We start from the raw sequence: 20,671 nt of genomic DNA, 5'->3' as shown, positions 1-20,671 counted from the left end.
AATGGCCCGCTGGTCCACCGCTGCCTGCCTGCTGGCGGTGGTGGTGATTATGCTCGGTGCGTGGACCCGACTGGTGGATGCCGGGCTGGGTTGCCCTGACTGGCCGGGGTGTTACGGTTTCCTGACGGTGCCCCAGAGTGAAACCCGCATTGCCATCGCCAATGCCCGTTTCCCCGAGACGCCGGTGGATGTGTCCAAGGGCTGGCCGGAAATGATCCACCGTTACGCCGCCGGGATTCTGGGACTGGTGGTGTTTGGCCTGGCGGCGACCGCGGTTCGCCATCGCCGTGCAGGGGTTCCGGTAAAATTGCCGCTGTTTATCGCCGCGTTCATTCTTCTGCAGGGTGCGTTCGGTGCCTGGACGGTTACCCTCAAACTCTGGCCACAGGTGGTCGCCCTGCATTTGTTGGGTGGGTTCACCACGCTCACTCTGCTGCTATTGCTAACGCTACGTCTGCGCAAACGATCCCGGGGCTCTGCCCCTTCCGGCGCCGCACCGCCGGCCCTCGCCCGCCTGCGCCCCTGGTTGTACGGCGGCCTTTTGCTGGTGATCATGCAAATTGCGCTGGGTGCCTGGACCGCAGCCAACTATGCCGCTGTGGCCTGCACGGACCTGCCTACCTGCCAGGGGCAATGGTGGCCGGAAGGCATGGATTTCCGGCATGGTTTTGATATTACCCAGGAGGTTGGCCCGAACTACCTGGGCGGCCAGCTGACGGCTGACGGCCGTGTGGCGATTCATGTTACCCATCGCCTGGGTGCGGTTATCGTACTCGGCTACTTTGTCGTCCTGCTGACGCTACTCTGGCGGAACCGAGGTGATAGCGGCCTGGACCGGAGCATCGCGCTGGTTGCGGCGGCGCTTACGGTGCAGATCGGCCTGGGCCTGGCCAATGTGTGGCTGTACATTCCGTTGTCTATCGCCGTCGCCCACAACGCCATGGGGGCAGGACTGCTGCTGACGGTCGTTCACCTGATCTGGCAGCACCAGCAGCTGCCACAACCTGAAACATCCCCCGCAGCCCATACAACAACCATAAACCGGGAGGTAACGGCATGAGCGAGCAAGTTAAAGCGCTGCCGGCCGAGGAACATGCGAGTTCCCTGAGCAAATCCATTTCCTGGCGGGACTACCTGGAGCTGACCAAGCCCCGGGTGGTCGCGCTGATGATCCTCACCTCGGTTATTGGCATGCTGCTGGCGGCGCCCGGCATGCCAGGGTGGGGTGTGCTGCTGTATGGCAACCTCGGTATTGCCCTCCTCGCAGGGGCCGCCGCCGTTGTGAACCACGTCGTCGACCAGAAGATCGACACCGTGATGGCCCGCACCCGCAAGCGCCCGGTGGCCACCGGACGGATTGCTGCGATTGATGCCCTGTTGTTTGCCACCGTACTGGCAGCCGTGGGCATGATTGTGCTGGTCTGGCAGGTGAACGAACTGACGGCCTGGCTCACCCTGGCTTCACTGGTGGGTTATGCCGGGGTTTACACCCTGTTCCTGAAGCGGGCCACGCCACAGAACATCACCATTGGTGGCTTGGCGGGTGCTATGCCTCCCTTGCTTGGCTGGACCGCCGTTACCGGTCAGGTGGAGGGCCACGCCCTGCTGCTGGTACTGATCATCTTCGCCTGGACACCGCCGCACTTCTGGGCCCTGGCCATTCACCGTAAAGAGGAATACGCCAAGGCTGGTATTCCCATGCTGCCAGTGACCCATGGCAACAAGTACACCGAGCTGCACATTCTGCTGTACACCCTGATGCTATTGGCGGTCAGCCTGCTACCTTTTGTCACAGGGATGTCGGGAGGTATTTACCTGATCGGCGCACTGGCACTAGGCTTGAGGTTCCTGCAATACGCCATCCGATTGTTGAAGGGCGATGACCGGCGGGTGGCGTTGAACACCTTCAAATACTCCATCACATACCTGATGGCGTTGTTTGTGGTGCTGCTGGTCGATCATTTTGTCTATTTTTGAATGACAGTTTCCGGGTTTATAAAGTGGAGGCCCCATGGGGCGATCGTTACGCATCACGTTGTTTGTCTTGTTCCTGGTGGTCATGCTGGTATTTGGCCTGACAGTTGGCCGGCAGGTGTTCCTGAAAGGAGCCGGTGAATCGCCAGTGGCGGCGCCCGACCTGAGCCAGTACAACACTTATGTGTACGAGCAGCCAAGACCCCTGGCGGAGTTCACCCTTACCAACGAACAGGGTGAAACCGTCACCCGCGATGACCTGAAGGGCCAGTGGACGTTCGTGTTTGTGGGCTACACCAACTGCCCGGATATCTGCCCGGCGGCCATGGCTAACCTGCGCCAGACCGATAAGCTGTTGTCTGCGGATGTGCCCAAACCGGACTACCTGTTGGTCACGGCAGACCCGGAACACGACACGCCGGAACAGCTGAAAGCCTACACCGGCTTTTTCGGTGAAAACTTCCATGGCCTGACCGGCGACCTGGAGACCCTGCGTGAACTGGCGAAGAGTGTCAGTGCGGTGTTTGTTCATCGGGAGGTGGACGGGCAATTGCTGGTGGACCACAGTGGTCACTTTGCCTTGCTTAACCCCGAGGGACAGCTTCAGGCCTTGATCCAACCGCCTCACAAGCCCCAGGAGCTGGCCCAGGCCTATCAGCGCATCACCCAGTGGGCCAAGGCCCGCAACCCCGGCTCCTGAAACGGTAGCCCGCCCTGCGGGCCTGCTGGTTGGGCTTTATCCTGCCAAAGTCACACTGACAATTAATCGGTAGTGACCTACACTGCTCGGCCGTTTGATTGATCGACACGACCTCCGGGCTGCGCTATGACCAACTCGCACTCTGCTGACCCAAGACAGCTGTTTACCGTTCTGACCGCCGGCGCCCTGGTGCTACTGGTGGTGCATGGCCTCGGCCGGTTTATTTACACCCCGCTGTTGCCCTATCTGGTGGCCGACGGCCAATTCAGCGCAGCAGATGGCGCTGCCGTCGCCACCTGGAACTATCTTGGGTACCTGATGGGCGCCATGCTGGCCATTCGCTGGCATCGGATTGACCAGATCCGTGTCATACTGCCGCTGTTCCTGGCGATCCATGTGGTCACCACACTGGTCATAACCCAGACCGACAACCTCACAGTCATATCCGCAAGCCGCTGGCTGAACGGCGTGGCCAACGGCGTGGTGTTCGTGCAGGCACCCGCGTTGATACTGGAGTGGCTGGTGTTGCGCAACAGGGCCTCGCTCAGCGGCCTGGTCTATATCGGTGTGGGCATCGGCCTGCTGGTGTCCAGCGGACTGGTCACCGGTTCTGCGACCCTGCTTGAGGGCGCCGAGCGCTGGTGGCCTGCGGCGGTGTTGTCGATACCAATAGTCTGGTGGGGCGCCATGCAGCTGCGTAGGCTGGAGGTACCGGTGCGCCAGCACGACGATTCCGGGCAGGTGGTCAGCAACACCCCGTTACTGGATCGCGCGAGTATTCCGTTGTTCCTGTCCTATGCCGGGGCTGGCCTGGGGTACATCCTGCCCATGACCTTCCTGCCGCTCCTGGCCAAGATGACCTTGCCCCAGGGCCACGGGCTACTGAACGGCACCTGGGTGATCGTAGCCCTGTTTACCATTCCCGCACCCTGGCTCTGGAACAAGCTGGGGGCCCTGATGGGGGATCTGCCGGCGTTGCGGCTTAACTTCCTGATCCAACTGGCGGGGGTGCTTGCGGCGGTGGTCTGGCCGGGAGCCGTGGGGTTGGTGCTGTGTGCAGCGCTGGTGGGCAGTACGTTCCTGGGTACGGTGCTGCTGACCCAGCGTATCGGGCGGGCGTTGCATCCCCATCAGGGGCCCCGGTTGTCGGCGGCGATGGTGGCGCTCTACGGTTTCACCCAGATGGTCGGGCCATGGCTCACCAAACAATGGCTGGATGCGGGTGGTACCCTGGGGTCTGCCTTCGGTATTGGGGTGGCGGCGCTGGCGTTTGGGCTTTTGTTTGCGTTCTTTGTGCCTCGGGCTGAGGTTTGGCATTCGCGGTCTTGATGTGGTGTGGACCCAGACTGGGGTTTGGGGGTTATTTAGGGGGGTGTGGGGGTATTTTTTGCCTTGGAAATTAAACTCGCTGCGCTCAGACATTCATTTCCGGCGGAAAAAAATACCCCACCACCCCGCTCTAGCTGACCACGGCGGTTCCGCTGAAAAAGATAATTTGCTGGGGGAGCTTGACGGCATAAGCGGCTTAACCCAAGTACGACCATGGTAACCTCTGGATATACCCTTAAAGTTACGCAGGGTGTGGGGGTGTTTAGGTTTTTTTGACCGAATAAAGGTGTCTGAGCGAAGCGAGTTCTTTTTCGGCCAAAAAAACCTAAACACCCCCGCGCCACCCCCAAAACTCCCAGGCTAAACCCAACCACACCCCATGCTCCCAATAGAACACATACTCCCAGAGCTAAAACAAACCCTGAACGAGAGCACCACTGCGTTGCTCCAGGCACCCCCGGGCGCGGGTAAAACGACAAGGGTTCCGCTGGCTCTGTTGGATGCCCCGTGGCGGGACAACCGGAAGATCCTGATGCTGGAGCCCAGGCGACTGGCAGCCAGGTCGGCGGCCCGGTATATGGCGACGCAGTTGGGGGAAGCGCCGGGGCAGACGGTGGGGTATCGGACTCGCCTCGATACCAAGGTGTCGGGCAGCACCAGGATTGAGGTGGTGACCGAGGGCATTCTGACGCGCCTGATTCAGAACGACCCGATGCTGGAAGACTATGCCGCTGTGCTGTTTGATGAATTTCATGAGCGGTCGTTGCAAGCCGATCTGGGATTGGCCCTGGTGCGGGAAAGCCAGCAGGCCCTGCGGGAGGATCTGCGGTTGTTGGTGATGTCGGCCACCCTGGATACCGCGCCCATTGCCCGGGTGCTGGGGGATGTGCCGGTGATCACCAGCGAGGGGCGGGCGTTTCCGGTGGAAGTGTTGTACCGGCCCCTGCCCCGCAGTGCCCGGATCGTGGACCAGGTAGTGGCGGTGGTTCAGGAGGCCTTGGGAGCGCAAACCGGTTCCCTGCTGGTGTTCCTGCCCGGGGCCGGGGAGATTCGCCGGGTGGCGCAGCAGCTGGCGGGGCAGTTGCCGGGTAACGTGGTGCTGGCCCCCTTGTACGGCAACCTCAAAGCCGAAGAACAGGACCGGGCGATTTCGCCGGCGCCGGACGGTACCCGCAAGATTGTGCTGGCCACGGCGATCGCCGAGACCAGTCTGACCATTGAAGGCGTGCGGGTGGTGATTGATACCGGCCAACAGCGCCGAGCGGTGTTTGATCCCAACAGTGGTATGACACGCCTGGTGACTGGCCGGGTATCGAAGGCGTCTGCCGAGCAGCGCAAAGGCCGGGCCGGTCGGGTTGAGCCGGGGGTGTGTTACCGGCTGTGGAGTGAATCGGAGCAGTTCGGGTTGGCAGACTACACACCGCCGGAAATCCAGGAAGCCGACCTGGCCCCCTTGGTGCTGGAACTGGCCCAGTGGGGGGCGCGGTCTCCGGAGCAGGTGGCTTGGATTGATGCGCCACCGAAAGCGCACTGGCAGCAGGCGGTGGAGTTGTTGCAGTGGCTGGATCTGCTGGATCCCGGGGGCGCCATTACTGACCACGGCAAGTTGGCGCGAGAGCTGGGGCTGCATCCGCGCCTGGCCCATATGGTGATCAAAGGTCGCGCCCTGGGGCTGGGCCAGTTGGCGGCCGAGCTGGCGGCGCTGCTGGAGGAGCGGGATCTGCTCGGGCCAGGCTCCGGAGCGGATTTGCATGAACGGATTCGGGTGCTGCGGGGCGAACGCGGTCATCGCGGGCTGGATGCCGCACGGGTGCAGGCGGTTCGCCAGGCGGCAAAACGGCTGTGCCGTGGCCAGCTGGCACAGGATTTACCCTCTGAAACGGATGTTGGGCGGGTGTTGGCCCAGGCCTATCCGGACCGCATTGCCCGCCGCCGCTCAGCGGCCATGCCCCGGTATCAGCTCAGTAACGGCAAGGGCGCGGTGTTGCGGGAGGACGATCCCCTGGCCCGGCAGGACTGGCTGGTGGCGGCAGACCTGGATGGCAAGGCCCGGGAAGCAACCATCTATCTGGCGGCACCGGTCGACCTGTCGGATCTCGAACAGGACCTGGCCAGCCATATCGAAGAACGCGAGGAAGCCCTGTGGAATGACAAGCGTGGCACCATTGTCGCACGCCGGGTCCGCAAGCTCGGAGCCCTGGTGCTGGCGGAGCGGCCGTTGAGCCAGGTCGCCCCGGAACTGATCCAGCAGGGCCTGCTGGACGCGGTGCGCCGTAAAGGTCTGGACAGCCTGCCCTGGAGTGATACGGCCCGCCAGTGGGTTGCCCGGTTGCGATTGCTGGCGGGGCAGTTCCCCGGCGACTGGCCAGAGGTTAGCGACCAGGCCTTGCTGGACACGCTGGAGACCTGGTTGGCGCCGTTTATGGGTGGCATGAAGCGTTGGTCAGACCTGGCAGGGATCAACCTGGTTCAGGCCCTGAGTGCCCTTCTGGATTACCCGCAACAGCCGCAACTGGACGAACTCGCGCCCAGGTCTCTGACCATTCCCACCGGCCAGAACGTCACCCTGGATTACACCGTGGAAAACGGCCCGGTGCTGGCGGCCAAGTTGCAGGCGTTGTTTGGCTGGACGGAAACGCCAAAAGTGGCTGGCGGCCGGGTACCGGTGGTGATTCACCTGTTGTCGCCAGCCCAGCGGCCTTTAGCGGTGACTGCAGACCTGGCCAGTTTCTGGCAGAACGCCTATCCGGAGGTGCGCAAGGACATGCGGGGCCGCTACCCCAAACATCCCTGGCCGGAAGATCCACTCACCGCCCAGGCCCAGCAGGGAACGAAAAAACGCCCTGCTCGCTGACCCGCCCGGTCACCAGGTTGTCAGGTACGGGTTCGAAGTAGATATTGCGAACGGTTATGCCACTCTCTTCGGGGCCTTGCAGTTCAGCCGCGGGCATTTCTTCGAGATCGATGGTGTCAACGGTTGCCGGGCTGTCCCGGAAAGTGTCCGCCAATACCCAGAAAGGCGTTCCCATATGCCGCGCGGCCAGGGCCAGCAGCAGGGTGCCGCTCTTGTTGAGGAAGTGGTGGTCGGCCAGCCAGCAGTCGCAGCCGGTGAGTACCAGGTCTGCTTTCAACATAAACAGGCCGGCCTTGGCATCGGTAATCAGAGTGACCGTAACTCCCTGACGGGCAAGTGCTGTGGCCAGGCCGTGGCCCTCGAAACCGGGGCTGCTTTGGGTGCAAATCACCGAAAATGCCACGCCATCCCGAGCCATTTGGGTCAGTAACTGAAGCACCACAGAGCTGGCGCTGTGAGTCAGGATGGTGTTGCCTTGCTGCACGAGCTTACGGGCGTGCGTGATCAATTGGCAGGTGGCCGACTCGAGCTCGGTGATTAATGCCTGAATGGCGCCTTCAGCGGACTGCGGATTCTCCGCCAATGCCCGTTGCAGACGGCCGATACTGTTGCCAATCACCACCATGCTGGGCCGGGCTTTAGCCAGGGCAGCCAGCAACGGTTCCAGGCCTGGAGGGTGCTCCGGTTGTTGGGACGCGTAGCGGTGCAGATTACGAAAGGTCGTCAGCGCCAGTTGACTGGCGCCCGAGTGGGTGTCCTGCTCAACTTCCCGTAACAGCGCCTGCGCTTGCGGATCAAGGACGGCCATCGCCACCAACCTTTATTCCCCGAGCGAGTAGCCTTCAGGTTAGCAGCGATGGAGAACCGGAACAGCAATCTGTTATTTGATCACTTCCCGACTGACTTCAAGGTACTTCTGCCCGTGCTTTTTAACAGCGTTGCCATCGGCGTGCTCGGAGGCAACGTGAACTTCTTCCAGCACATCCGCCAGTTCGCGCAGTTCTTCATTGATCTTGCCCAGGGCGTTTTCCAGGGTATAGGTCAGTTGGTGGACCTCGTTCATGGTCTCGGGGGTCATGTCTCCGGCCAATACCTGCTCCAACTTGTTGTTGTATTCCGAAAAGTTCGCTACTGCCTGTTCCAGGGTATCAGAGGCTTCACCCTTGAAGTGTTCAACATCACTGGCGTGGGCGGTGGCACCGAAGGTGATAGCGGCGCAGGTGAGGGTGGCAAACATCAGATTCTTAGTCATGGACAGCTCCTTTTTTAATAATGATAAGTGTTATTATTTATATTCTATGTGTCTATGGCGCAGGTCAACTATTTTTTCTGTGGTGGCTTGTCCGGAACCGGATTCTGTATAAAATGCGCGCAACTTATCTGGAGTGCCGCTGACACCATGCACCTGGTTTCCTTTGATATCTTCCGTACCCTTGGCTTTCCCGACACCACGGTCATAAAGCCGGAGCAGTTTCTTCGACACAAGGAACTGTTGCGAGACGCTGACTGGGTACTGTTCCCCGAATACTGGCAACTGAATGCACTGGTCCACGGCCTCAAGTGCCGCGTGTTTCCGAGCGAGGCGAGCTATCGAATTGGCCACGACAAGGTGGAGATGACCCGTACGTTTCAGACCGTGGCGCCGGAACACACCCCGTGGACGTTGATTGAAGCCAACGGCCCCCAGGAACGGGATCTGATTTGGGACACCATGGCCCTGCCCTTTGTGGCGAAACTGCCGAAGGCCAGTATGGGTGAAGGAGTGTGGCTGATTGAGAGCCGGGACGACTGGCGCCGTTACTGCGAACGTACCCACGTGCTCTATGCCCAGGAATACCTGCCGATCGACCGTGATGTGAGGGTGGTGGTGGTGGGAGACCGCGTGCTGACGGCCTATTGGCGAACCCAGTCGGAACAGGGGTTCTACAACAACGTGGCACGGGGTGGCCAGATTGACACCAGCCCGGTGCCAGAGGTGGTCACTGAACTCGCCCTGCGGTTGGCAAGAGAGTTGGGAGTAGACCACGCCGGCTTTGATATTGCGCTGGTGGGCGGCTACCCCTACGTTCTGGAATTCAACCGGCTGTTTGGCAATCAGGGGCTGGGCCAAGGCAGTGACCTGAAAGAGGCGATTCTTGACTACCTCAGCCGGCAGAGCTGCCCTCAGGACCCGGACGGGCCAACCGAGCCAACACCCCTTTGGCCAGTGGCGGTGTAGCTGGTGTAATCAGGCTTTGACATCCACCAGGCTGCCAATGTTGTCTGTCGGGTTGGCACCGGTGGTTGCCACAGAGGTTTCAGTGACGCTTTCGAGAAGCTGCATCGCCCCTTGCTGGGCCATGTCTCTTGACTGTTTCATCACTGCGATCTGTGCTTGCTCCTGAACCCTTTGTTGGCTGATCTGGGTGCTGGCGGCGGCGATTCCGGCAATATCAGACATTGTGCACCTCGTTGTCTGGTGAATTTTTGATCACCCTAACACAGTTGATCTTGCAGCCGGGGCCGGGTTTACAGACTGTAACCATTTTAACTAAATGCGAGCGGATAGGCCCCTGCCGGAAGCGGCTATCTGGTCCCCGGTTTATGGGTATATATGCGCATTTGCGGTGGCCGGAAAAAAGCCCGATGATCGCGAAATCTGATGGGTGCTGCAGCCTTGCTGTGGTGCCTTTTTTTATGCCTGTTTGCCCTGTGGAGGGACACACCACCCATGATCCAGACCCCCAACGCCGATATCGCCGACTACTACAGCGCCGATACTTTCAAGCGGATCAGGGACTTTGCCGATGGCAAGGAAACCCCGTTTGTGGTCATCGATACCCAGACCATTGATCGCCAGTACGAAGAGCTGGTGGAAGGGTTTCCCTATGCCAGGGTCTACTATGCGGTGAAAGCCAACCCGGCGCCGCAGATTCTGACTATGCTGCGGGACAAGGGTGCCTGTTTCGATATCGCATCGGTGTATGAGCTGGACAAGGTGATGGGCCTGGGTGTGACCGGTGATCGTATCAGCTACGGCAACACCATCAAGAAGGCAAAGGACATTCGCACCTTCTATGAGAAGGGCGTGCGCCTGTTCGCCACCGACTCTGAGGCCGACCTGCGCAACATTGCAAAGGCCGCGCCGGGCTCGAAGGTGTATGTGCGCATCCTGACCGAAGGCACCCTGACCGCAGACTGGCCGCTGTCCCGCAAGTTCGGCTGCCAGACGGATATGGCCATGGACCTGCTGATTCTGGCCCGTGATCTGGGCCTGGTGCCTTACGGCGTGTCATTCCACGTGGGTTCCCAGCAGCGGGAAATCGGCGCCTGGGACGCGGCCCTGAATAAGGTGAAGGTGATTTTCGAGCGTCTGAAGGAAGAAGACGGCATCGAGCTGAAAATGATCAACATGGGCGGTGGTTTTCCGGCCAACTACATTACCCGCACCAATGAGTTGGCGGTGTATGCGGAGGAAATTGCCCGTTTCCTGCGGGAAGATTTTGGTGACGATCTGCCGGAGATCATTATTGAGCCGGGCCGTTCGTTGATCTCTAACGGCGGTGTGCTGGTGAGTGAGGTGGTGCTGATTTCCCGGAAGTCCCGTACCGCGTTGCACCGATGGGTGTTTACTGATGTGGGTAAGTTCTCGGGGCTGATTGAGACGCTGGATGAGTCGATCAAGTTTCCGATCTGGACCGAGAAGACCGGTGAAGGCGAGGACTGTGTGATTGCGGGGCCGACTTGTGACAGTGCCGATATCATGTATGAGCACCACAAGTACCCGTTGCCTTTGAATCTGGCGATTGGTGACCGGATGTACTGGTTGTCGACCGGGGCCTATACCACCACCTACAGTGCGGTGGAGTTTAATGGCTTTCCTCCGTTGAAGGACTACTACATCTGAGTTTGGGAGTCTGGCCGCAGGGTGGGAGATAATTTTCCTCTGGGAAAAATAACTCGCTGCGCTCAGACATCTTTTTCCCGGCGGAAAACTACCTCCCGCCCCGCGGCCTGCTGGCTCGGTCCGGGAAGTCTTATTTTGCTACGGTTTTGTGGGTCGCTTTGGCGGCCCTTTTTTATTTCTGCGGGGCCTTTTGGCGCTGTTCTTTGTTTTCGGCCTTGGTTTGCGGGCTGTCGGGTTGAGCCTCTTTGAGGTCGTCTGGTTCCGGTAGCGGATCTCTTGGCGGGTAAACCAGCGCCATGGGGTTTTCAGCGACCACCTGGAACCAGGCTTTGATCAGTTTCGGGAAGCTGGATATCCGGGTGTTTCTGGCTCTCAGGGCAACGTTCAGGGCCAGGGTGAAGCTGACGATGAGGTTGACGCCGCCGATCAGCAGGGCGAACAGGGTGAACAGGGCGAAGTCGCTGGCGCCGGGGATGAAGACGGACATGGCGTAGCCGACGTCGGCGGAGGAGAAGGCGACGTGGCGGATGTCGATGGGCAGAGCCAGCAGGTAGCCGATGTAGCCGGTGACACCGAGCAGTACGCCGAACACGAAGTTGCTCATCAGGGCGCCGTAGTGTTCAGCCACGTAGGCGCCGAAGCGGGCGCGGGTTTCCGGGGGCATCAGCGGGCGCAGCAGGGGGTGTTGTTCCAGGCGTTCGGCCAGGTTCAGGTAAGCGGCGCGGTTGTCGAAGTAGCCGGCCACCAGGCCGGAGAAGAACAGCCAGACGCCGGCGATGGCAGCGTACATCAGGGCCAGGCTTTGCCAGGGGTGGATGCCGGAAAGCATGTAGTCGTAGCGTTCGGTACTGATCAGCGGAACGCCTTGTACATGGCTGTATAACGAGCCAACCGCGAAAGCCACAGACAGGGCGACGGCGACGTTGCCTATGATGGCGACGAACTGGGTGCGGCCAACCCGGACCAGCAGTTCCGCCAGTTTGCGGGCGTTGGCGCGGCCCTGTTCGCCCTGCTCGACTTTTTCGGCGATGCTGGCGGCGGTCATGGCGGGCTGTTTGGTGGCCACAGTGCAGTGCAGCATGTGGATGATCATGAAGCCGATGCCGTAGTTCAGGCTCACCCAGAGGGTTTCCCAGCCTTTGGTCAGGTCCAGTTGGAGTATCTGGATCTTGATCAGCGCCATAAAGGCGATGATGAAGCCGCCGCCGGCACCGGACGCCAGCATGGCCAGGTATTCTTTTCGGCTGCCGGCAATGTAGTGTTCGCCGTGGTCACTGGCATTTTCGGTGACACTGCGGGACATCAGCCGGAGATTGGCGCGCCACAGGGCTCGAACACCGTGTCGTTCGGCGCTGGCCTGGACCAGGGTCTTGAACAGTTCCACGGAGCGATTGAGCCGTTTAAGCGGGTCTTCCGGGTCCAGAATATCGAGCAGGTGTTCGATCCGGTCCAGGGTCTGGTGTAGCCGCTCCAGCAGGTGAGTCAGCGCCATGGTGGAGCCGGCGGTGACAGACTTGCGCTGCAGCCGGTCAATTTCTTCGCGGCACTGTTCAATCAGTACCCGCGCGTGGGCATCGTCCAGCTCCACACTCTCCTTCTCCTGCAGCGCATGGCCCCAGGACTGCACCAGCGCGGCAATCTCCCGCTGCAAAGCCACGAACGCTGATTCCCGGTCGATAATCTTCGGGTTCAAGCGCAGGATGTTGGGTTCCAGCTCTTCGGCGGCAACCCAGATGGACATCATCTCCAGGGCGTTGAGCATCTGGCTGTATATGCGATTTCGGGTGCGTTCCAGCGCTGACGGTGAGAAGTGCCACAGGGTGGTTAACAGCCGGATCAGAGCCTCATCGGGGATTCGGTGAATCCATTCGGCGTCGTCTTTGCGGTGGAACACGACAAACAACACGTTCTTGACGTTGTTGCGGTCTTTTGGGGCCGGGTTGATCCGCTCGTACAGACGCTCGCCAATCTCTTTCAGGAAGCCGCGGCGGGAATAGAGCCCGAGGCCTGACAACAGCTGGAAAAACTGGGCCTGGTCGAGCCATTCCTGCAAGCGTCCCGAGACGGCCAGGTGTACGTCCAGGTTCTCGGTCAGGGCGCCTTCGAGTTGCTTCATGCGGTCAACGGCGTTGTGCACGGTTTCGCCACGGTGCGGGCGAATCCAGTCCACCACCAGGCTGAGTGTTTTCAGAGCGCTGGTTTCTTCATCGGCGAGCTGGTTAATCAGGGTGGCCAGTTTCAACACAGAGTCCTTGCTTGAGCATGGAGGTTAACGGCTTCCATACGATGTTTGTTTGCTGACAGATGATACTCAGGCCGGCCGGCGGCGCAGATCCAGGGTAAATGCTATGGGCAATACCAGCAGGCTGTATCCGACCATGACCATAATTGCGTGGCGGATATCCCCACTCCAGTCGGCGATCAGGCCACCCATCATGGGCACTGAAAACGCCAGTGTATAGCCCACCAGGAAGGTCCCTGCCGACAGTCGACCGGTCTCCTCGGAGCGTACCAGCAGCGGCGGTAACGCAACCAGCAGAATCAGCAGTATGCCAGCGACAAAACTCATTAGAGTCGCACTGATAATGGCTGGCCATCCTTCCAGGATGATGGTGCCACTGGTGCCGACAATACTGAGCAGCGCCATCAAAACAATCATGCTGCGTCTTCCCACCCACGCCCGGGCCATCTTGAGCATCAGCAGCGAGGCCACCACTTGCGCAAAGTTATACCAGAAAAGCGCGTCTGCCAGTTTCTCAAAATGCCCCTGTTGCTCCAGCAGGTTGCCCATGTAGGCGTTCAGGCCAAAAAACATTGAGCCGGACAACCCCAGCAGCAGGCCAATGCGTAAAGTCAGCGGGTTTTTCCAGTCCGGCAGCCAGGCGCTGCGGCGCACCGGCCGGGCCAGGTCCCGCTTGGGCAGGAACAGGGCTGCTGCCACCAGCAGGGCCGGTAACGACCATGCCAGCAGGGTTGCGCGCCAGCTGTTGTCCAGCAATGGCATGAGCACCGGTAATGTGATGCCGGCGCCGATGAATTCGCCCATCAACATGCCGTTCATGTAAATGGCAGAGCCAAGGGCCAGGTGGTGGGGTGCCAGCCAGCGTGGCAGCAAAGCCGGTAATGCCGGTTGCATCATGGCGACCCCCAGCCCCATTACGGCGCTGGCGACCATCAGTGAGGTTGTGTCCGGCACCAGACCGCGACCTGCGGAGCCGATCACCATAATCACCGTAGCCAGGGCCAGGGTGTTTCGGGGGCCGATGCGGGAAATGGCCAGGGAGCCGGGCATGGCGCCGATGGCCAGCATCAGGATAGGCAGGGTGGTGAGCGCGCCGGTCAGGGCCTGGGTAAGCGCCAGTTCATCTGAAATAAACGGCGCCAGAGGCGGTGCCACCAGTACCGGAATTCTCAGATAAACACCGGCCAGCCAAAGCAGCACCGCCACCGGCAGCAGCTTGGCTGGCGATGGCGGTGGGGTGGCTGCCGTAGAGGTTGCCACGGTCAGCGGGTTCAGTCTTCGCTGGTGTCCGGCAGGTAGGCGCCGTCTTCGTCGTGCACTTCGCGACCGGTGACCGGCGGGTTGAAGGCGCAGATCAGGCGCATGTCTTCGGTGCCACCGTACAGGGTATGCTGGTCGTGCTTGTCGAGTGCATACAGGGTACCATCGGTGATCTCGTGGGTTTCGCCGGTGGCCTTGTCCAGGATCTTGCCGTTACCGGCAACGCAATAAACGGCTTCCAAGTGGTGCTTGTACCAGAGGTTCAGCTCGGCACCGGCGGGAATAATGGTTTCGTGGAAGGAGAAGCCCATGCCGTCTTTTTTCAGCAACATGCGGCGGCTGGTCCAGCCCGGGCCGGTGACTTCGCGCTCGGTACCGATGATGTCTTGCACTCGTACAATTTTCATTCGCATTCCTCATTGTGTGATGGAATAGCCGTACAGTATAAACATGTCGGTTAGCGCCGATTCAACCGCCAATCGTCGTAAACCATCATGGCCTGCTCAATGGCGGCCGCCAGATTCTGTCGTTGCTGATGGCTGAGCGATTTCTGCTTGCGGCACCGGTCGAAGGCTTTCTGGATCTCCCGCCGACCGGGTTTATCCAGCCTTTCCAGCCAGTGCTGATCGGCCGGTTCCAGCTCCAGCAGGTCCCGGCCGGCGTGGTTTCGGTGGCTGATGTGCCACCAGTGATCCACCGCCCGGCCCAATACAACATAGCCGAACTGGCTGTCCTGTACAGGGCCGAAACTGGCGCTTTTCAAACCGTCTTTCAGGGGGCCGATGTTCAGTGCCGGCAGCAGCAACCGGTCGCCGTAAAAGTAGCTTCCAGCGGCACCGATCAGCCCCCCTATCAGAGCCCCGGTGCCCAGGGATGTGCCGAAGGTCGCGGCATCAATGCCGGCACCCCCGACCGCACCCGCGCCAAAGCCGGCGCCGGCCAGGTATTTCTTGCTGACCGCCCAGTGTTTCCGGGTGTCTTCGGAGAACAGATCGTGCTGGTTGGCCCATTCCAGCTCTGCTTCCTGGCGCTGGATGCGTTGGTGCTGGTACAGGTGTTCCACGTTCACCCGCAGGGTCTGTTCCCGCTGCCGCTGGTGACGATACCAGCGGTCCCGCAGGGTTTCGGCCAGAGAGGCATCGCTGATGCTGGCCACCTGATCCAGGGTGAGTGTGCGCTTCTCCTGGTAGGCCATCATGTCTTCCAGGGCGCGCGCGATCAGGCCGGCGGCCTGGTGGCGGCGCTGTTGTCGCTGCTGGGCCAGCAGGTCGGTGGCCCGGGCGAGGGTCTGCTCCCAGTCGGGCTCAAGCTGGCCAAAGGCTTTGAGTAAGCTCAGATGTTGCTCGAACAGGGCGCGAACGGCGTCGAACTTGCGGACAACCTGAAAGAACTGGCCAAGTGCAGATTGCCAGACGTCACTGTAGTCGTCATCGCCGATACTGTTGATCAGGGCCAGGCTTGGCCGGCCGGTCCATCGCAGAATGGTCATTTCCGCCTCGTGCTCTGCACTGTAGGGTACGGAGCCATCCACCACGTAAATGATCCCGGCGCCTTCGATAATCGGCGCCAGCAATTCGCATTCATCCACATAGCGATCATCGCCCTGGTGCTGAAGCACGAACGCCCTGACGGTTTCCGGATGGTCGGAGGCGGACAGGCTGTGGGCTTCCAGCCACTGCAGTACCCGCCGGGGCCGCTGGAAGCCGGGGGTGTCGACCAGGGTGTACAGCTGTTGGCCGTCAACACTGAGCGGGTAGGCCTGCCGGGCCCGGGTGGTGCCCGGTTCCAGGGCGATGGCGATGGCGTCGTTCTGTGACAGGGTGGCTACCACACTGGATTTGCCTTTGTTGGGGTGGCCGACCACCGCGAAAACCGGCTGCTGGCTCATGGGTGTTCGGTTCCGGTCTGGTAAGGGTTATCCGGCAAGGATGGCAGCACGGTGACATAGGCAAAGCCCGCCGGTAATCGCTCGGTAAAGCGCAGCCAGGGCTGGATCAGGTGTTCGGGCGGCGCCTGGTTGGCGTCCGGGGCGAGCGGCAGCACCAGCACATGGGTATTTTCTGGCCACTGTTCCCGGGCGTGTTCGAGGAAGTCATGCAGCTCACCGGTGGGCGGTTCCCAACTGCGGGTAACGACCATAACACCGGGGCTCGGGCTTTCGGCCAGGGCCTGCGCCAGGGTTGCCAGCACCTGGTCATCGTCTTCCAGAGAGGCTCGCCCTCCAGCCTTGAGGATCTGGGTCTGGTTACCAAGTAGTTGCTGGGGTAACTCCGGTTCACCGGCACCGGCCCAACAGACGATATGGTCCGTGTCTGCCAGTTCGACGGTCCGGGCCCGGGTGGTGGTGTCGGGGAGGTCGTCGGCGTCGTTGTGCTGGTTGCCGGTGTCCAGAGTCGGGGTTTCCATGCGCCAGGCCAGCGCTTGCATGCCGGGATGCTGTTGCAGAAGTTGGCCGGCCTTGTGGGTGATCAGCCAGTGGCTGAAAGCCAGAAGCACCAGGCGGGGCAACAGCACCCAGGTTAGCCACAGCATGACGATAAATGGCCACCATTGGCCCCATTGTGCCGGGGCTGTGCCGGGGCTATCCGGAGCCGCCCGGAAAAATCGCGTGGCTTCGACCAGTTCCTGGGACGGCACAGCCGCTGGCCACAGCCAGCCCCAAGGCGTGGTAAGCGCCTGCACCAATGTATGATACCCGCCGGCGGCCGTGTCCAGTGTGGTGCTCCAACCAAAGGCCAGGTCTTGAATAACAAGCAATACCAGCAGGGTCAGTAGCCCTGTGGTGGCGAACGCGGTGCCGCCGGCGTGGGCGGCACGGGCCATCAACGGCGGTTGCAATTGTGCCAGGGCTTGCCCCGGCAGTTGCGGCTGCAACCGCCGGGGCAACCAACCCCAGGGCTGCCAGCCGGCAACCGCCTGGACGGTGGTTGCGCCAGCCAGTAACAGCTGCAGCAGCACAAAGGCCAGAAACACCGTGATGTTGATGCGCTGGCCGCCGTCGTAGAACAGCAGGCCGGCCATGGTCATCATTCCGAACAGCGCGCCGGCCGCGATAAAACCACGCTGGATACGTTGCCACTGCAACTCGAGCTTGTGGTTCGCCTGGCTTGCACTGCCGGGGCCGCTGAGTCGCTGCATGTGTGCCAGCCAGGCCGCTGCGTCGGGGCGAATGCCCTGCTGTTCGCAGTCCAGTGCAAAACGCCGGTCCCGGCGGTGCAGAAAGGCGGGGGCTTGCTCCCTGTCGCGCTGGATGCGGTCATCAAACTCCAGCAGCAGACGAAGGGGGTGGTGGCTCATGCAGAATCCTGTTGCATTCGGTCGGTTATGCTTTCCTGCTAGGATATAGCCAACAACGCCCGTTAAGCCAGCCGGAACGCCCTATGCCCCACCACCTGATGAATCTGCGTAACGTACCCGACGACGAGGCCGACGACATTCGCGCGCTGTTCGAGGAGCATGAGGTGCGCTACTACGAGACACCGCCCAGCCGTTGGGGCATCAGCATGGGCGGCTTCTGGGTGCATGACGATGACGAGGCCGAGCGCGCCCGGGCGTTGTTGGATGACTACCAGGCCCGCCGCCTGCAGGCCCAGCGCGAAGAATACCTGGCCCGTTGCCAGCGTGGTGAAACCGGGCTCTGGTATCAATTCCGGAGCCGGCCGGCCACCTTTCTGGCGGCGCTCATCGCCATTGCGGTTATCCTGGGCCTGAGCCTGTTACCGTTCATTCGCCTGGGCTGACTGCGGTCCGGCCCCCTGGCGAGCCAGGAACTGGGCCGCCTGATCGACCGCATTGCCGGCGGTCAGGAAACTGGTGACATGGCCTCGCAGGCGCATCCGGTAGATCTCGTGGTACACCCCCTTGGTATCGAGCGCATCGGCAAACCGTTCGGCCTGCCTGAATGGAACCAGCATATCCATGGTGCCGTGAAACAGAAAAAATGGCGGAGTTGATGGGCTCACATGGGTAACCGGAGACGCCTGTTGGTAGCGATCGGGTTGCTCTTCCAGGTCCGCTCCCAGCAGCTGCCTCAGCAGCCGGCCGGAGCCAAAGGCGGGCAGGTCTGCCGGGAGCCCGCCTGCCACCGCAGCCTGTAAGGCCGTTTCCGGCCCGCCATGGGGCCTGTTCAGTTCGCTGTCTGTGCTGGCCACGGTCGCCAACAGCGCCACCAGATGCGCACCTGAGGAGAAACCGAAGCCAGTGACCCGGGATGTATCCAGACCGTAGCGGCCGGCATTGCGGTTCAGCCAGTGGCGGGCAATCTGCAGGTCGTGCAGCTGCGCCGGAAACCTGAACTCCGGGGCAAACCGGTAATCCACATTCAGCACGGCAAATCCCTGGCTGGCGAGGGTTTCAGCCACCCAGGTCATATCACTCCGGGAGCGACGCTCCCAGCCACCACCGTGAACCGTCAGAACCACCGGGGCAGGATCATTGCGCTCAGGCAGGTAAAGGTCCGCGTAGAGCGGCTCTGGCCAGGTGTCCGGGGAATAACGTAACGAGGGGTGAACCGCAAACCCGGTTTCCGGCAGGGTCAACGAGCCTGGTGGTGTCGGCTGGTGGCTGGCGCAACCGGTCAGCAGCAGTGCGGCCATGGCCATGATGGTGCGGATATACCTGACGTTTTCAACGATCACCCTCGTCTCCTTACGGTGTGCCAATCATCCCGGTGATACGAGCTGTGGCTGTTGATGGATGTCCGTTTGATGTGCGCGTGTCCGGATTGCAGGACTCCGAAAGGCGGGATTGCGCGATTTGCCCCCGGCCAGGGGGCTTTCTATACTTCCGTAACGGCGTCCGGAATTCCGGACGCCCAGGGTGCACCCATGAACCTTTCCAACCCGTGAGTACGCGGTACATGACTGAGCTGTTCACCAAAAAAAACAAGAGTGGTCTAACAAGAGACCTGATAGAAGCGCTGTTTCCCATGTTCGAGGAAGCCAGTGCCGGCGCCATTGCCGTGGACCGGCATACCCGGATTACCTGGATCAACAGCAGCTATTCCCACCTGCTGGGCCTTGGCGACCCGGCGCAGGCGATCGGCAAACCGGTGCGCCAGGTGATTCCTCAAACCCGAATGCCGGAGGTGGTCGAAACCGGCAAACCCCTGCTGTTGGACATCATGGAGCACAACCAGCAGCAGCTGGTGGTGACCCGACTGCCCTATTACGATCCGCAGGGTGAGATTGAAGGTGCGGTTGCCTTCGTCCTTTATGACGACCTGCAACCGCTGACGCCACTGGTATCAAAATACCGCCGCCTGCACCGTGATCTCGCCGCCGCCCGCAAGGCGCTGGCGAAGAAGGCCCGGGGCACCCGTTACAGCCTTGGGGACTTTGTCGGTGGTAGTCCCGCTGCCCTGGAAGTCAAACGGCGTGCCCGTCTGGCCGCTGGCCGGGACATGCCAGTGCTGCTGCTGGGGGAAACCGGTACCGGCAAGGAGGTTCTGGCCCAGGCGATCCACGCGGTATCGCCCCGGGCCGACAAACCCTTCGTTGGGGTGAACGTGGCGGCCATTCCGGAAAACTTGCTGGAAGCAGAGTTTTTTGGTGTGGCGCCGGGTGCCTACACCGGAGCTGACCGGCGTACCCGTGACGGCAAGTTTCAACTGGCCAACGGGGGGACCCTGTTCCTGGATGAAGTGGGCGACATGCCGCTGCCGTTGCAGGCGAAACTGCTGCGGGCCCTTCAGGAGGGGGAAATCGAACCTCTGGGTTCAAACAAGGTGGCCAATGTGGATGTTCGGGTCATCGCGGCAACCAGCCGGAATCTGGAATCGATGATTGCTGAGGGCAGTTTTCGGTCAGACCTCTATTACCGCCTGAACGTGCTGGAAATCAACATACCGCCGCTACGGGATCGCTTGGCAGATCTCGGGGTGCTGTGCGAGGCGCTGCTGGGTGAAATCTGCGAGGGCCAGGGGCTGCGGGGGGAAATTACCGATGCCGGAGTGGCGGCTCTTGGCAGCTATGACTGGCCGGGCAATATCCGGGAATTGCGCAACGTGCTGGAGCGGGCGTTGACCATGAGTGAGGATGGCGACCTGCTGGATGCCGATGCCATCTTCAAGGTGTTGCCAAGGGCGAGCCAGCGCGCTGTGCCGGCCATGGCGCCCAGGCCGGTGCGGCCGCTCGCCCAGACCCTGGCCGAGGCGGAGGCCCAGGCCATCGAGCAGGCGCTGTTGGCATGCCGGGGTAACCGTACCAAGGCAGCCCGTCTGTTGGGCATTTCCCGGTCGGTTTTCTATGAAAAGCTGGCCAAACTGTCCTGAATCCAAGACGTGTGTCCTGTTTTTCGGACATTTCATTCCGACCAAGGTCTTGAAGTGTCCGGTCAGCCAGACGCTCCGACGTTTCTAAAATAAAGGCGAAGATTATAATTCATTGATAAATAAGGACTTTGTTTTGATGGCACGGTGTCTGCTAT

General features: G+C 61.0%; 18 protein-coding genes. 9 read left to right on the top strand and 9 right to left on the bottom strand.

The genetic code is table 11. From position 1 onward, the window contains the following. Position 1: 1 nt before the first annotated feature. The 5 genes from ACTZWX_RS06355 (at position 2) to hrpB (ending at position 6,857) form a co-directional block, all read left to right on the top strand. A complete protein-coding gene (locus ACTZWX_RS06355; protein ID WP_444713424.1) occupies positions 2-1,060 on the top strand; it encodes a COX15/CtaA family protein in 1,059 nt (352 codons plus the stop codon). Further along, the gene (gene cyoE, locus ACTZWX_RS06350) at positions 1,057-1,977 is read left to right on the top strand and encodes a heme o synthase (RefSeq protein WP_444713212.1); all 921 of its coding nucleotides are present in this window, start codon (positions 1,057-1,059) and stop codon (positions 1,975-1,977) included. Before ACTZWX_RS06355 ends, cyoE begins: the two co-directional genes overlap by 4 nt. A 34-nt stretch (positions 1,978-2,011) precedes the next feature. Continuing rightward, a complete protein-coding gene (locus ACTZWX_RS06345; protein WP_058091859.1) occupies positions 2,012-2,674 on the top strand; it encodes an SCO family protein in 663 nt (220 codons plus the stop codon). 126 nt (positions 2,675-2,800) lie between these two features. After that, positions 2,801-4,003, top strand: a complete 1,203-nt coding sequence (locus tag ACTZWX_RS06340; RefSeq protein WP_444713211.1) for a YbfB/YjiJ family MFS transporter — start codon at positions 2,801-2,803, stop codon at positions 4,001-4,003. Positions 4,004-4,382: 379 nt separating this feature from the next. Beyond that, complete coding sequence (gene hrpB / locus ACTZWX_RS06335) at positions 4,383-6,857, top strand: ATP-dependent helicase HrpB (RefSeq protein WP_444713210.1); 2,475 nt, start codon at positions 4,383-4,385, stop codon at positions 6,855-6,857. Here hrpB and ACTZWX_RS06330 read toward each other — a convergent pair. Further along, complete coding sequence (locus ACTZWX_RS06330) at positions 6,811-7,665, bottom strand: translation initiation factor eIF-2B (RefSeq protein WP_444713209.1); 855 nt, start codon at positions 7,663-7,665, stop codon at positions 6,811-6,813. The two genes, hrpB and ACTZWX_RS06330, sit on opposite strands and share 47 nt — an antisense overlap. Before the next feature lie 72 nt (positions 7,666-7,737). After that, entirely contained in the window at positions 7,738-8,109 is a 372-nt protein-coding gene (locus ACTZWX_RS06325; RefSeq protein WP_444713208.1) for a DUF6746 family protein, read from the bottom strand. 147 nt (positions 8,110-8,256) lie between these two features. On the opposite strand from ACTZWX_RS06325, the gene ACTZWX_RS06320 reads away from it, so the two are divergent. Then, positions 8,257-9,075, top strand: a complete 819-nt coding sequence (locus tag ACTZWX_RS06320; protein ID WP_444713207.1) for an ATP-grasp domain-containing protein — start codon at positions 8,257-8,259, stop codon at positions 9,073-9,075. Positions 9,076-9,084: 9 nt separating this feature from the next. Here ACTZWX_RS06320 and ACTZWX_RS06315 read toward each other — a convergent pair whose 3' ends face one another. Continuing rightward, entirely contained in the window at positions 9,085-9,297 is a 213-nt protein-coding gene (locus ACTZWX_RS06315; RefSeq protein WP_444713206.1) for a YjfB family protein, read from the bottom strand. Between the two features lie 270 nt (positions 9,298-9,567). Between ACTZWX_RS06315 and ACTZWX_RS06310 the strand changes: the two genes are divergently transcribed. After that, complete coding sequence (locus tag ACTZWX_RS06310) at positions 9,568-10,743, top strand: type III PLP-dependent enzyme (protein ID WP_444713205.1); 1,176 nt, start codon at positions 9,568-9,570, stop codon at positions 10,741-10,743. Positions 10,744-10,915: 172 nt separating this feature from the next. On the opposite strand, the gene ACTZWX_RS06305 is transcribed toward ACTZWX_RS06310, so the two are convergent. From ACTZWX_RS06305 to ACTZWX_RS06285, 5 genes are all read right to left on the bottom strand, one after another. After that, entirely contained in the window at positions 10,916-12,985 is a 2,070-nt protein-coding gene (locus ACTZWX_RS06305; RefSeq protein WP_444713204.1) for a site-specific recombinase, read from the bottom strand. Between the two features lie 69 nt (positions 12,986-13,054). Further along, positions 13,055-14,245 (bottom strand): MFS transporter, encoded by a 1,191-nt coding sequence (locus ACTZWX_RS06300; protein WP_444713203.1) that lies wholly within the window; start codon positions 14,243-14,245, stop codon positions 13,055-13,057. An 11-nt stretch (positions 14,246-14,256) separates the two neighbouring features. Then, a complete protein-coding gene (locus ACTZWX_RS06295) occupies positions 14,257-14,652 on the bottom strand; it encodes an ectoine synthase (RefSeq protein WP_008176749.1) in 396 nt (131 codons plus the stop codon). 50 nt (positions 14,653-14,702) lie between these two features. Further along, on the bottom strand, positions 14,703-16,133 hold the full coding sequence (locus ACTZWX_RS06290) for a GTPase/DUF3482 domain-containing protein (RefSeq protein ID WP_444713202.1): 1,431 nt from the start codon (positions 16,131-16,133) through the stop codon (positions 14,703-14,705). Beyond that, positions 16,130-17,542 (bottom strand): DUF2868 domain-containing protein, encoded by a 1,413-nt coding sequence (locus tag ACTZWX_RS06285; protein ID WP_444713201.1) that lies wholly within the window; start codon positions 17,540-17,542, stop codon positions 16,130-16,132. Before ACTZWX_RS06285 ends, ACTZWX_RS06290 begins: the two co-directional genes overlap by 4 nt. Positions 17,543-17,625: 83 nt before the next feature. On the opposite strand from ACTZWX_RS06285, the gene ACTZWX_RS06280 reads away from it, so the two are divergent. Next, positions 17,626-17,985, top strand: coding sequence for a DUF6164 family protein (locus tag ACTZWX_RS06280; protein WP_444713200.1), 360 nt, complete (start codon positions 17,626-17,628; stop codon positions 17,983-17,985). Here the strand turns inward: ACTZWX_RS06280 and ACTZWX_RS06275 are convergent. After that, positions 17,962-18,882 carry an alpha/beta hydrolase fold domain-containing protein gene (locus ACTZWX_RS06275; RefSeq protein ID WP_444713199.1) on the bottom strand — a complete coding sequence of 307 codons (921 nt, stop codon included), beginning with the start codon at positions 18,880-18,882 and terminating at the stop codon, positions 17,962-17,964. The two genes, ACTZWX_RS06280 and ACTZWX_RS06275, sit on opposite strands and share 24 nt — an antisense overlap. A 221-nt stretch (positions 18,883-19,103) precedes the next feature. Here ACTZWX_RS06275 and ACTZWX_RS06270 point away from each other — a divergent pair, with 221 nt between their 5' ends. Then, positions 19,104-20,516, top strand: a complete 1,413-nt coding sequence (locus tag ACTZWX_RS06270) for a sigma-54 interaction domain-containing protein (protein ID WP_444713198.1) — start codon at positions 19,104-19,106, stop codon at positions 20,514-20,516. The last annotated feature ends 155 nt before the right edge of the window (positions 20,517-20,671 follow it).

Origin of the sequence: Marinobacter sp. NSM (assembly GCF_052380025.1) — a bacterium.
In the GTDB taxonomy this organism is placed as follows: domain Bacteria; phylum Pseudomonadota; class Gammaproteobacteria; order Pseudomonadales; family Oleiphilaceae; genus Marinobacter.
Note: the sequence above shows the minus strand (reverse complement) of the source record. Positions and strands in the feature narration are given on the sequence as shown.

Coding starts and splice junctions, on each gene's coding strand:
- ACTZWX_RS06355 (WP_444713424.1), top strand. CDS start 2: ATGGCCCGCTGGTCCACCGCTGCCTGCCTGCTGGCGGTGGTGGTGATT.
- cyoE (WP_444713212.1), top strand. CDS start 1,057: ATGAGCGAGCAAGTTAAAGCGCTGCCGGCCGAGGAACATGCGAGTTCC.
- ACTZWX_RS06345 (WP_058091859.1), top strand. CDS start 2,012: ATGGGGCGATCGTTACGCATCACGTTGTTTGTCTTGTTCCTGGTGGTC.
- ACTZWX_RS06340 (WP_444713211.1), top strand. CDS start 2,801: ATGACCAACTCGCACTCTGCTGACCCAAGACAGCTGTTTACCGTTCTG.
- hrpB (WP_444713210.1), top strand. CDS start 4,383: ATGCTCCCAATAGAACACATACTCCCAGAGCTAAAACAAACCCTGAAC.
- ACTZWX_RS06330 (WP_444713209.1), bottom strand. CDS start 7,665: ATGGCCGTCCTTGATCCGCAAGCGCAGGCGCTGTTACGGGAAGTTGAG.
- ACTZWX_RS06325 (WP_444713208.1), bottom strand. CDS start 8,109: ATGACTAAGAATCTGATGTTTGCCACCCTCACCTGCGCCGCTATCACC.
- ACTZWX_RS06320 (WP_444713207.1), top strand. CDS start 8,257: ATGCACCTGGTTTCCTTTGATATCTTCCGTACCCTTGGCTTTCCCGAC.
- ACTZWX_RS06315 (WP_444713206.1), bottom strand. CDS start 9,297: ATGTCTGATATTGCCGGAATCGCCGCCGCCAGCACCCAGATCAGCCAA.
- ACTZWX_RS06310 (WP_444713205.1), top strand. CDS start 9,568: ATGATCCAGACCCCCAACGCCGATATCGCCGACTACTACAGCGCCGAT.
- ACTZWX_RS06295 (WP_008176749.1), bottom strand. CDS start 14,652: ATGAAAATTGTACGAGTGCAAGACATCATCGGTACCGAGCGCGAAGTC.
- ACTZWX_RS06290 (WP_444713202.1), bottom strand. CDS start 16,133: ATGAGCCAGCAGCCGGTTTTCGCGGTGGTCGGCCACCCCAACAAAGGC.
- ACTZWX_RS06285 (WP_444713201.1), bottom strand. CDS start 17,542: ATGAGCCACCACCCCCTTCGTCTGCTGCTGGAGTTTGATGACCGCATC.
- ACTZWX_RS06280 (WP_444713200.1), top strand. CDS start 17,626: ATGCCCCACCACCTGATGAATCTGCGTAACGTACCCGACGACGAGGCC.
- ACTZWX_RS06270 (WP_444713198.1), top strand. CDS start 19,104: ATGACTGAGCTGTTCACCAAAAAAAACAAGAGTGGTCTAACAAGAGAC.